The 11,986-nt window shown below is 38.0% G+C and carries 12 protein-coding genes, 1 riboswitch and 1 other annotated feature; of the genes, 5 read left to right on the forward strand and 7 right to left on the reverse strand.

Going from position 1 to position 11,986, the window contains the following annotated elements; translation table 11 throughout:
• Positions 1-84: 84 nt before the first annotated feature.
• Positions 85-300 (reverse strand) — a binding site (T-box leader).
• Between the two features lie 57 nt (positions 301-357).
• The gene (locus NYE67_RS14740) at positions 358-1,521 is read right to left on the reverse strand and encodes an MDR family MFS transporter (RefSeq protein ID WP_340728730.1); all 1,164 of its coding nucleotides are present in this window, start codon (positions 1,519-1,521) and stop codon (positions 358-360) included.
• Between the two features lie 126 nt (positions 1,522-1,647).
• Here NYE67_RS14740 and NYE67_RS14745 point away from each other — a divergent pair, with 126 nt between their 5' ends.
• From NYE67_RS14745 to NYE67_RS14755, 3 genes are read left to right on the forward strand one after another with little or no spacing between them, the layout of a single operon-like run.
• Positions 1,648-2,604 carry a TIGR01212 family radical SAM protein gene (locus NYE67_RS14745; RefSeq protein ID WP_340728731.1) on the forward strand — a complete coding sequence of 319 codons (957 nt, stop codon included), beginning with the start codon at positions 1,648-1,650 and terminating at the stop codon, positions 2,602-2,604.
• A complete protein-coding gene (locus NYE67_RS14750) occupies positions 2,601-3,182 on the forward strand; it encodes a tRNA (mnm(5)s(2)U34)-methyltransferase (RefSeq protein ID WP_191700643.1) in 582 nt (193 codons plus the stop codon). The genes NYE67_RS14745 and NYE67_RS14750 overlap by 4 nt, the downstream gene beginning before the upstream one ends.
• Positions 3,183-3,223: 41 nt before the next feature.
• Positions 3,224-3,631, forward strand: coding sequence for a pyrimidine dimer DNA glycosylase/endonuclease V (locus NYE67_RS14755; RefSeq protein WP_340728732.1), 408 nt, complete (start codon positions 3,224-3,226; stop codon positions 3,629-3,631).
• 66 nt (positions 3,632-3,697) lie between these two features.
• Here the strand turns inward: NYE67_RS14755 and NYE67_RS14760 are convergent, their stop codons facing one another.
• Together NYE67_RS14760 and NYE67_RS14765 are read right to left on the reverse strand one after the other, a co-directional pair.
• The gene (locus NYE67_RS14760) at positions 3,698-5,164 is read right to left on the reverse strand and encodes an alanine/glycine:cation symporter family protein (RefSeq protein WP_340728733.1); all 1,467 of its coding nucleotides are present in this window, start codon (positions 5,162-5,164) and stop codon (positions 3,698-3,700) included.
• Between the two features lie 132 nt (positions 5,165-5,296).
• Complete coding sequence (locus NYE67_RS14765) at positions 5,297-6,100, reverse strand: alpha/beta hydrolase (protein WP_191700646.1); 804 nt, start codon at positions 6,098-6,100, stop codon at positions 5,297-5,299.
• A gap of 136 nt (positions 6,101-6,236) precedes the next feature.
• Between NYE67_RS14765 and NYE67_RS14770 the strand changes: the two genes are divergently transcribed.
• Complete coding sequence (locus tag NYE67_RS14770; RefSeq protein ID WP_191700647.1) at positions 6,237-6,749, forward strand: gamma carbonic anhydrase; 513 nt, start codon at positions 6,237-6,239, stop codon at positions 6,747-6,749.
• 104 nt (positions 6,750-6,853) lie between these two features.
• Here NYE67_RS14770 and metK read toward each other — a convergent pair whose 3' ends face one another.
• Positions 6,854-8,050, reverse strand: a complete 1,197-nt coding sequence (metK, locus tag NYE67_RS14775; RefSeq protein WP_340728734.1) for a methionine adenosyltransferase — start codon at positions 8,048-8,050, stop codon at positions 6,854-6,856.
• Positions 8,051-8,311: 261 nt separating this feature from the next.
• Positions 8,312-8,427: riboswitch (SAM riboswitch) on the reverse strand.
• A gap of 200 nt (positions 8,428-8,627) precedes the next feature.
• Here metK and pckA point away from each other — a divergent pair.
• Entirely contained in the window at positions 8,628-10,214 is a 1,587-nt protein-coding gene (gene pckA, locus NYE67_RS14780) for a phosphoenolpyruvate carboxykinase (ATP) (RefSeq protein ID WP_191700649.1), read from the forward strand.
• Between the two features lie 128 nt (positions 10,215-10,342).
• Here the strand turns inward: pckA and NYE67_RS14785 are convergent, their stop codons facing one another.
• From NYE67_RS14785 to NYE67_RS14795, 3 genes are all read right to left on the reverse strand, one after another.
• Positions 10,343-11,122, reverse strand: coding sequence for an alpha/beta hydrolase family protein (locus NYE67_RS14785; RefSeq protein WP_340730355.1), 780 nt, complete (start codon positions 11,120-11,122; stop codon positions 10,343-10,345).
• Complete coding sequence (locus NYE67_RS14790; protein ID WP_339213528.1) at positions 11,106-11,573, reverse strand: NUDIX hydrolase; 468 nt, start codon at positions 11,571-11,573, stop codon at positions 11,106-11,108. Before NYE67_RS14790 ends, NYE67_RS14785 begins: the two co-directional genes overlap by 17 nt.
• A 63-nt stretch (positions 11,574-11,636) precedes the next feature.
• Positions 11,637-11,954, reverse strand: coding sequence for a transposase (locus NYE67_RS14795; RefSeq protein ID WP_318245216.1), 318 nt, complete (start codon positions 11,952-11,954; stop codon positions 11,637-11,639).
• Positions 11,955-11,986 lie beyond the last annotated feature (32 nt).

Genomic DNA, 11,986 nt, shown 5'->3' on the forward strand with positions numbered 1-11,986 from the left:
CTGTGGTTTATGTATTGTAGGCGTATTATCCATGATTTAACAGAATATTTAAAAAATAAAAAAATCCCGTCCCATCTTATGATAAGAAGGGACGAGAGGTTATTTTTACTCCCGCGGTACCACCCAAATTAGTGACACAGCACTCAGCTTCATTTCTTAACGCGAATACACGGCCTTAGCTACTAAACATTTCACTAAAGCAAACTCCGAGGCGAGTTCAATTTGACACTTACCAGCTTCCACCATCCGCTGGCTCTCTATAAAGTGAGTCCATCTACTATTCCTCATCACAGTCAAAATTATTATTTCATTCATTTTAACTAATTCCACAGAAAAGTACAAGTAGCTGTTTTATGATTATACTTTTCTTAATACACGATCATATAGCAGACATGGAATAATTGCCAAAACTATAAGAATCGATAAAATCATCATGAGCATTTGCATGCCATATAAGTCCACCATTAAACCACCAAATACAGGTCCAATCATTCGCCCGATTGTTGTTGCACTGTTCACTAGCCCTTGATAAAAGCCTTCTTGACCTTGTGGAGCCAGCTTGTTGGCAATCATCGGGATAATCGGTGTAAAGAATACTTCCCCGAATGTTAAAATGACCATAGCCGCTGCAAACATTTTAAAATCCTGCGCAAAATAAACGACACCAAATGAGATCGACATAAGTACTAAACCTAGTGTTAATTGATGTTTTATTTTATTTTCCCAGCGTGTGACAAGCGGTTTAATAATTGGCTGGATCGCCACTATCATAAAACCATTGATTGTCCAAAGCAAACTATATTGGGACAAGCTCATCCCCAATCCTTGCGTATATGAAGAAATCGTTGCACTCCACTGTGAGTAGCTTAACCAACATACTACGAGAGATATACTTAAAATCCCTATAGCGATTATAGGTGCTTTATTTCTTTGTTTGCCTTCATCACTCGATAAGGACTTCGTTGTGATCCTATTGTTATCAAAACGCTTGTACGTAGTTATGACAAGAACGAAAAATAGTGCATAGAAAAATAAATTCGCACTAAACACATAATCAAACTTTATATCCGCGACTAATCCTGCTAACGCTGGTCCAATGGCAACTCCAACGTTATTTGCCAAGAAAATCGCATTAAAGGCTCTGCGTCCTCCCTCAGGCCAGGCACTTCCTGCAATGGCGTAAATAGCCGGATACACTATTCCCCCGCTAAAGCCCATCATCGCCAAAAATATAATGTATTGTGGCCAATCATGCCAAATAGTGAGAAGCGAAATTGAAAATAAATTAAGTACTACTCCTATCAAAATTGCTTTATAGCCACCTAATCTATCGAATAAATATCCACCTACTAGATTCCCAAAAACACCCGCCAATGAATTGAGCATCAGAACAATGCCCGCTGTAGTCAATGATTTTCCTAAATGATCATGAATATAGATACTATTTAAAGGCCATAAAAATGAATTCCCGACCGTATTTACGAATGTGCCAATAATTAAAAACCAGACTTGTTTCGGCACTGAATTTCCTCCTTCAACATTTGCTCAAATAACAAGTGTATTCTTTCGCATAAAAATGTACAAGAAAAAAATTTTCTATTAGGTTCTGTCCATGTTAGAATAATACGTTAGAGGAGTGAACAACGAATGACTGAAACAAATTTTCCTTTCCCTTCCGACGGGAAACGTTATTATACATGGAATCGCTATTTACGAAATGAATTTGGAAAGAAAGTATATAAAGTCGCATTAGATGCTGGCTTCGATTGCCCAAACCGTGACGGTACGGTCGCTTTTGGTGGCTGTACGTTTTGTTCTGCTGCAGGTTCAGGTGACTTTGCAGGTAGTAAAGTAGATCCGATCCCTGTACAATTCGAAAAAATCAAAGCTAAAATGGAGAACAAATGGAAAGACGGCTTAACGATGGCGTACTTCCAAGCGTACACAAATACACATGCCCCACTTGAAGTATTAAAAGAGAAGTTCGAAGCAGCACTTGCCTGTGAAGGAGTAATGGGTATTTCTATCGCAACACGTCCCGATTGCCTGCCAGATGATGTCGTAGAATATTTGGCTGAATTAAATGAGCGCACTTATTTATGGGTAGAGCTAGGATTACAGACAGTCCATGAAAAAACAGCCAACTTAATTAACCGCGCACATGATTATGCGACATATGTGGAGGGTCTTAATAAACTGCGTAAGCACGGCATACGTGTCGTAACACATATTATTAACGGATTGCCTTTAGAGGATTACGATATGATGATGGAAACAGCAAGTGAAGTGGCTAAACTAGATGTACAAGGTATCAAAATCCATCTGCTCCATCTTTTAAAAGGGACACCTCTTGTGAAACAATACGAAAAAGGTATGCTGGAGTTTATGGAAAAAGATGCATATGTTCAGCTTGTAGCAGATCAGCTTGAAATTCTTCCACCTGAAATGATTGTCCACCGTATAACAGGCGATGGTCCGATTGATTTAATGATTGGTCCAATGTGGTCTGTAAACAAATGGGAAGTACTTAATGGAATCGATGCAGAGTTGGAAAGACGTGGCTCGTATCAAGGAAAGTACTATAAGGCGGAAATTGCAAAATGATATTAGAACGTGTTATTCAATATGCTCAAACTTTATTGAAAAAATCGGTCTCAGAAGGTGAAATTGCCGTAGACGCAACAGCAGGTAATGGACATGACACACTTTTTTTAGCAAACCTTGTAGGGGACAATGGCTATGTGTATGCGTTTGATGTGCAAAAGGAAGCGGTTGATGCCACACTACACCGTCTACTCGACAACGCACTTGAGCACCGGGCAATTGTGTTAAAGGACGGGCATGAAAATGTAGCCAAATATATAAATAAACCTGTTGCTGCAGCCATCTTTAATCTAGGCTACCTGCCTGGCAGTAATCATGAAATTATTACCCGGCCTAATACAACAATTCAGGCAATCGAAAGTCTTCTAACATTATTGAAAATTGGTGGAGTTATTGTATTAGTTGTATATTATGGACATGAAGGCGGCAAAGATGAACGTAACGAAGTAATTGAATTTGTCAGTAATTTACCTCAAAAGCATGTACATGTTTTGCGCTATGAATTTATGAATCAAAAAAATGACCCACCATTTATTATAGCATTGGAAAAAGTAAAAGAATTTCCGAAAGAGGGCTAAGTTTTCTTAGCTCTTTTTTATCTAGTAATGAGGTGAATATTATGCGTTTATGGCACACCGAGCTCATCCCATTTATCCCGAAAAGCCAATTACTTGCCCAATGGCGGGAATTAAATAGTATCTTCGCTAAGGAAGATAACCATATATTAATTAATTATGTATATGATTACCCGAAAGAGGATTTGTTTATTTACACACAAATTGTACTGAAAGAAATGCAGGCACGTAATATTACAGTTCGTACTATTGATAAAATGGAGCGCTATTTTGCAGGGGTTACAGTTTCCCAGCACTACACACCTTTCAAAAACCATCATAACGATGAATATTTAACAATCTGTTATTACAATTTATATGAAAAATATATACGTGGACAAAAGGATTTTTCAGCAGAACAATTTGATGCATTACAACTTTATTTTTGCGCGAAAAAAAGAGAGTACAAATAATCATTTGTTCACTTAATAAGTTTTTCACATATAAAAAGAAGCAACCTATTAGGCTGCTCCTTTTTTCTATTTATCTTCCTTCTTATATGTCTCCCAGAAATCTGCATTTTTAATACCGAGTTTTATTGGATCAAACACCGGGTCTTTTCCTTCTTTTTTCTGTTGCTCATAGTCTTTTAAAGCAATGAGCGCAGGTTTCATGATGAATAATAGCATGATGACGTTAATCCAAACTGTTAATCCTAGCCCTACGTCACCGAATGCCCAAGCTAAATCCGATGTTTTTACAGTGCCGTAGAATGCAGAACCCAATAATATAAACTTCATCAGGAATATCCCTATTCTTCTAGCATTACCATTTAGCATATACGAAACATTTGTTTCCGCAATGTAGTAGTATGCCATTAATGTAGTGAAGGCGAAGAAGAATAATGAAATTGCCACAAACCCAGAACCAAAGTTATTTAAAGATGGGAACGCGTCATTTACCGCTGCTTGGGTAAAGCCTGAATACGTAATCGTCTCATCCATTTTTGCTTCGATTAATGGACCATCTTGGCTACCATCATGTACGTTGTATGTACCCATGAATAAAATCATCAATGCTGTTGCAGAACATACTAATAGTGTATCAATATATACTGATGCAGCTTGAACTAGACCTTGTTTTACAGGATGTGATACTTCAGCTGCGGCTGCAGGATGTGCACCTGTACCTTGACCAGCTTCGTTTGAGTAGATTGCTCGTTTTACACCCCAGAAAATCGCACTCCCGATCATCCCGCCAAATACAGCATCTGTTGCAAAGGCACTACGGAAGATTAAAGCAAATACATCTGGCACAGCTGTAATATTCATAATAATAATAATACCCGCTACCAATAAATAAGCTAATGCCATAAATGGTACTAAAATTTGCGCAGCATTTGCAATACGCTTAACACCACCAAAAATAATAACCGCTAATAAAAGAATTGTAACTAAACCAGTAACCCAAGGCTCAATTCCAAAAGCATTGTCTACTGCTCCAGCAATCGCATTTGCCTGAACACCTGGCATTAAAAATGCCACAGAGGCAATCATCGCAATTGCAAAAATAACACCTAAGGCACGAATACCTGTTGTCTTTTCAATATAGAATGCTGGACCACCGCGGTATTGGCCATCTTTCTTTTCTTTGTAGATTTGTGCTAATGTCGATTCCATATATGCTGTTGATGCTCCAATAAATGCAGTAACCCACATCCAGAACACCGCACCAGGACCACCGAACGCGATTGCTGTAGCAGTACCAACGATATTACCTGTACCAACACGGCCCGACAAAGCAATGGACAATGCCTGGAACGAAGATACACCTGCTTCTGACTTCTCTCCTTTAAACATTAACTTGAACATGTCTCCAATTAATCGGACTTGTGCAAATTTTGTCAGGATTGAAAAGAACAAGCCTACAATTAAAATACCGTAAATCATTACTGGACCCCATAGAATATTATTGGCCCATCCTACAAAATCATTAATAAAATCCATATTTTACCCCCTTGTTGAACTATTGTATTAATTAGAAATTTAGTATATTACAAATATTCTAAAATTTCGATATATTTTTTACTGAAATTTTTAAAAAAACCTAACAAAAGTCGAATTTTGTTAGGTTTTTCATTATTCTACTATATAACCAAGGTCTCTTAAGACATTATTAATAAAATCAATTGTGTATCGGAAAACATCCTCACGTTCCACTTCAAAAAACAAACTATGCAGGCATCCATTCCATTGTTTATAGTGGAATTCTGAAAGAGTTTGTTCCATCAGCCACCTTTTAGAAGTACTAATATCCGTTATTTTATCATTTTCCCCGGTCATTAGTAACAGTGGAATATCAGGGAATTTATTTTCAGGATCACGGATTGTTCGCGTCATATGTTGCCAATCCCGATACCATTTAACAGTCACCATACTATTTAACGGTAACTGCTCCTTTAACTCCATTAATACATCCGTATTACGTGTGAAATATTGTATACTCAATTCATGTTTTAATTTCACATTCGATGTTATTGCACTAAAGCTTGATAATGCATTGGATAATTTTCCCGGTGCTAATTTAAAATGAAGCCACGGCGATGTTAAGACAACACCCGCGCATTCTATTTTATTTTTCTGAAGTACGTATGTTGCTATAGATGCACCTAATCCATTGCCTACAATAAATAGAGGCAAATTATATTCTAGGGCAACTTTTAATAACACTTTTGTATAATTATAGTATTCTTCAAAATTCTCATCATGATATCTTGCATATTTTCCTTGCTCACCATGCCCAGGTAAATCCCCCATTACTACATGAAAGCGAGCACTTCTGAATTTTTCGATTAACCATGCGTACCACCGATGCTGTTCATATGCACTATGAAGAATAACGACTACGGCTTTTGGCTGCTGCTCTGTTTCCCATTTCCACATGGTCAATCCTCCTTACTTAAAACAGTCTGCTATAATTTATTATATAAAGTTAAGAGATGTTAATTGAAAATTAATAGTGATTTGATACGATTACATTAGCTCTTATACATTCTATAAAAGAAATGAGGAATTGAACATGATATACCCTTATAAAGATAAATCACCAACTATTCACCCAACTGCCTACATTGCTGATTATGCAACAATAACAGGCGATGTGACAATAGGGGAAAATACTTCCATTTGGTTTAATACAGTCATACGCGGCGATGTGAATAAAACAATCATTGGAGATCGTGTTAGTATTCAGGATTTAAGTTGTCTTCACCAAAGCCCTGCAGCTCCACTCATTATTGAAGATGAAGTTACAGTAGGTCATCAAGTAACATTACATAGCTGTACAATAAGAAAACGCGCTTTAATCGGCATGGGTTCCATCATTTTGGATGGTGCAGAAATAGGCGAAGGAGCATTTATTGGTGCAGGTAGTCTCGTACCACCTGGAAAAGTAATTCCTCCCAATTCACTTGCTATGGGGCGCCCAGCAAAAGTTGTACGTGAAGTAAATGCAGAGGACCGGGCAGATATGGATCGCATAATTAATGAATACGTAGCGAAGGGACAATATTATAAATCATTGCAGAAGTAACATTCCGCTATCAATCCAATTACTTACAATATAAAGGAAGGAAGTATTATTTTTCATTATAATAGAAAAGGAGCCGTCCATTTAAATGAACGCTCCTTCTTTCTTTAAATTCCGGCTTTTTCTTTAAGTTCTGCCGCTTTATCTGTATTTTCCCATGGTACATTGATGTCAGTACGACCGAAGTGTCCATATGCTGCTGTTTGTTTATAGATTGGACGGCGTAAATCCAACATTTTAATAATTCCTGCTGGGCGTAAATCAAATAGCTCTCGAACCCATTCTACGATTTTGGAAGATTCTACTTTACCAGTTCCGAATGTATCTACCGCAATTGATACTGGTTGTGCAACACCGATTGCATAAGCCAATTGAACTTCAGCACGATCCGCTAAGCCTGCAGCAACGATGTTTTTTGCGACATAACGAGCTGCATATGCTGCTGAACGGTCCACTTTCGTTGCATCCTTACCAGAGAATGCACCACCACCGTGACGTGCGTAACCACCGTACGTATCTACGATAATTTTACGACCTGTTAGACCAGCATCTCCTTTTGGACCACCAATTACGAATCGACCTGTTGGATTAATGAAATATTTAGTTGCTTCATCTAATAACTCAGAAGGAACTACTGGTTTAATAACATGTTCTTTAATATCCGTTTGAATTTGCTCCAATGTCGCTTCTTCATCATGCTGTGTTGAAATAACGATTGTATCCACACGAACAGGCTCATTGTTTTCATCGTATTCGATTGTTACTTGTGTTTTACCATCCGGACGTAAATATTCTAATTCCCCTGATTTACGCACTTCTGTTAAACGACGAGCTAATTTATGAGCTAAAGAAATAGGCATCGGCATAAGTTCCGGTGTTTCATTACATGCGTAGCCGAACATTAAACCTTGGTCTCCAGCACCGATTGCTTCTAATTGATCTTCTGTCATAGAACCTTCACGCGCTTCTAAAGCCTGATCTACACCTTGTGCAATATCCGGTGATTGTTCACCAACTGCAACAAGTACAGCTAAGTTCTCTGCGTCAAAACCATATTTCCCACGCGTATAGCCAATCTCTGCTACCGTATCACGGATAATACCTTTCATATCTACATAAGTAGAAGTTGTAATTTCACCAGATACTAATACTAAGCCTGTTGTTACCGTAGTTTCACAAGCTACACGTGCATTTGGATCTGCTGCTAAAATTGCGTCTAAAATGGCATCCGAAATTTGATCGCAAATTTTATCTGGATGTCCTTCCGTTACACTTTCTGATGTAAACAGTCGACGATTTTTCATGTCATTTCCTCCTAATTCACTTTGGCAATTGTTTTTATTGATACGGTACTCATTACCCATGTCCGTTATATTGCGTCTTACACCGTGGCATAATAGCATTATTAACGTCAAGCTTTATTTGCTTTAACACGAGGGTCTGAAAGGCTGTAACTATATAATTTTCGCTCAATACGAAATTGTAAATTCAAATAAAAAAATCCTTTCACTCATAACCGTGTTCATCACACGTGAGGAAAGGATATTACGTTTCGTTACCTTTCACTCTTATCGTTCAAGGGAAATTTTGCCCTTGCATCAGGTTGGCACCAACACGTATAAAATATACGCAGGTTGCCGGGTTTCATAGGGCCTGCCCCTCCACCAGCTCGGGATAAGAGTATCCGTTCAATTACACATCCTACATAAAAAAATAAGTGCTGTCAATAAATTTTGTCTGATTTTAAACAGTTAAAAATTCCACAAAAAAATAATTCATAATTAGTATAGATTATATCCTTCAATGTGTTATACTATTTTTGAATTAATAACAACTCCCCTACTATAAGGGAATACTATAAAAAAGGATGGTATTTAATAGATGAATTCGGTAGAAATTGCTAACGAGCTGAAAGAACTTTTAAACGGGGAAAACATCAAAACTCAATTATCTGTTCCACAATTAGTTGAAAAAGCTACATCACGTGGAGAAGCAATGTTAACTGTTGATGGCGCATTACGTGCTGAAACAGGTAAATATACTGGTCGATCACCTAAAGATAAATATATCGTTGAAGAGGAAAACTCTAAAGATAAAATTGATTGGGGTAAAGTTAACCGTCCTATCTCTTCAGAAGTATTTGATAAGCTTTATGTCAAAGTTGTAAACTACCTAAAAGAACGCGATGAATTATTTGTATTCAACGGTTTTGCGGGTGCTGACAAAGACTCTCAATTATCGATTAAAGTAATTAACGAATATGCTTGGCATAACCTATTCTGTCATCAATTATTCATCCGTCCTACAGCAGAAGAATTAGCTGCACATGTTGCTGACTTTACAATTGTTTCTGCTCCAAACTTTAAAGCAGATCCTGAAGTAGATGGAACTGGTTCGGAAACATTTATTATAACATCAATTGAAAAGAAAATCATCTTAATCGGTGGTACTGAATATGCTGGCGAAATGAAAAAATCAATTTTCGGGATTATGAACTATTTGTTGCCTGAACAAGGTATTTTCCCAATGCACTGCTCAGCTAACGTTGGCGAAAAAGGCGACGTTGCCCTGTTCTTCGGTTTATCAGGTACTGGTAAAACAACTTTATCAGCTGATTGCGACCGCAAATTAATCGGGGATGATGAACACGGTTGGTCTGATAATGGTGTTTTCAACATTGAGGGTGGATGCTATGCAAAAACAATTAACCTCTCTGCTGAAAATGAGCCGGAAATTTACAATGCAATCCGTTTCGGTTCTGTATTGGAAAATGTAGCGGTTGATTCAGAATCACGCATTTGTGACTACGACGATGGATCTTTAACAGAAAATACTCGTGTTGCATACCCAATCGATTATATTGATAACATCGTATTACCATCAGTAGCAGGTCACCCAAACACAATTGTCTTCTTAACAGCGGACGCGTTTGGCGTACTACCTCCTATTTCAAAATTAACGAAGGAGCAAGCGATGTACCACTTCTTAAGTGGCTTCACTTCAAAATTAGCAGGTACAGAGCGTGGTGTCACTGAGCCAGAGCCAGTTTTCTCTACATGCTTCGGTTCACCATTCCTTCCACTTCCTGCAACAGTCTATGCAGATCAATTAGGTAAGAAAATTGACGAGCATGGTTCACAAGTGTTCTTAGTGAACACAGGTTGGACAGGAGGAGAATACGGTGTAGGTAGTCGTATGAAACTTGCTTATACTCGTACAATGGTACGCGCTGCCATTAACGGTGAATTAGACAATGTTGAAACAACACAAGATGGAGTATTTGGTTTAAATATTCCTGTAGCTATTGAAGGAGTACCTTCTAGCGTATTAAATCCACGTGCTGCATGGGCTGATACTGCTGCATACGATAAAAAGGCTACTGAACTTGCAGAGCTATTTAAAAACAACTTCACAAAATTCGCTGATGTTGATGAAGCTATCGTGAAAAAAGGCGGTCCATTAGTATAAATTACTAATGTTTAGCTCGACATATTGTTTGACGATATAGTCTGCACTAATACTACGACGTCAAACTTAAAAATATATCATAGTAAAAGGGATGTAGCGTATTTCCACGCTACATCCCTTTTTTGGATTTACTGTTGTTTCATCCATTCACTAATTTTTTTTACTGTTTCTCTATTCAGATTTGGCGGGTAATGATGTTTCAGCCTAGATGAATACCATGTCTCAACTTGTTTGCCTTTATCTTTCAAATAACGCTCCAATTGATAGGCATGTTCAATATTAACATGTTGATCTTCTGCCCCATGTATAATTAATACTGGTGATTGAACGTTTTCAATATTGTATAAAGGCGTACGGCTTTCATAGTTTTCTGGTACTTTATTAGGAGTTCCTCCCACTATTCTTTTTAATCCACGACGCATGTCGATTCGATCCCAATAGGTCGCTGTTGCATCTGAGACACCAGCCCATGTTACGACAGATTTTACATCATCACGTAATATTGCTGTCCACAACGCCATTAAGCCTCCTCGAGAAAACCCAAACAAATTCACCTGTTTAACACGGTTAAACTGTTTCAGTACATCTACACCAAAAACTGCATCATACCGATCTTGCCCCGCAAATTCGTCTTTTCCTTCTCCCCCACGATTTCCACGATAATAGGGTGCAAACACGATAAATCCATGCATTGCAAACTGGGCGATACGGGCAGGTCTAACCATACCGATTGATTGTAGTCCACCACGTAAATATAAAAGGGCTTCATACTGCCCCTGTACTTTAGGACGCGCCAGCAACCCCTTTACACGCAATCCTTGAGACCAATATGTCACTTCATCTAAACGGACATGCGGATTCGGAGAGGGATATTGATGCATTGATAAAATTTCACCATTTGCGTTCATAATTATTCACTTCCTGCAGCATCTTTTTCATACCTGCATCTCGCATATAAAAGCTTAAATTTGGCTGTTGCCAAAGTTCCTCTTCCGTTAACCATAAAATGCCTTCTGTTTCAAAGTCTCCTACAAAGGGTTCGATATCTTTTACTTTTGCTGTAAAAACTGCCTTACAAAATGGAATAGTATCATGAACAATATAGTAGGCAAACCATTTAACATCATCTATTATTACATTGGCTTCCTCATATACTTCTCGGATAGCTGCCTGCACTAATGTTTCACCGGGCTCCTGCTTTCCTCCAGGAAACTCTACGCCACGTCGATGATGTATTGTGCACAACCATTTCCCCTCGTATTGTACAAGAGCCAGGACATGCTTAGGCTCTATTTCAAAAGGTCCTTCATCAAATCTTAAATCTACCGGTAATCCATTCTCATCAATAAATCTAAACATTTTCGCTCAACTCCTATTACTAGTTTAGCGAACAGATGTCTCTCATTCAATAAAAGCGGGTAGTTAATGATTAAAATATGGCAATTGCTCTACAAATTTTTTCGCATCTTCATCTCCAAATTCATGTATAAGTGCATAGACCTTTTTCAAACGATGGTCTATTTCATGATTCAATCTATCTAAATGATAAGGGATGAAGGGCATATGCGCTCGAAAGGCATTCGATGCTTCGAGTGACTGCATTTGATCGAAGAGCTTTGCAAATACACGTGCTTTATGCGGATCCATTTTCAATACAAATTCATAGGATGATCCCGGATGCAAATTACATGTTAAATTAGCGACAGATACATATACATTATTTTTTTCCAATTTACTCACCTCATACTTAAGGTGAGCTATAGGAAAATGAT

Origin of the sequence: Solibacillus sp. FSL W8-0474 (assembly GCF_038004065.1) — a bacterium.
GTDB classification, from domain to species: Bacteria; Bacillota; Bacilli; order Bacillales_A; family Planococcaceae; genus Solibacillus; species Solibacillus faecavium.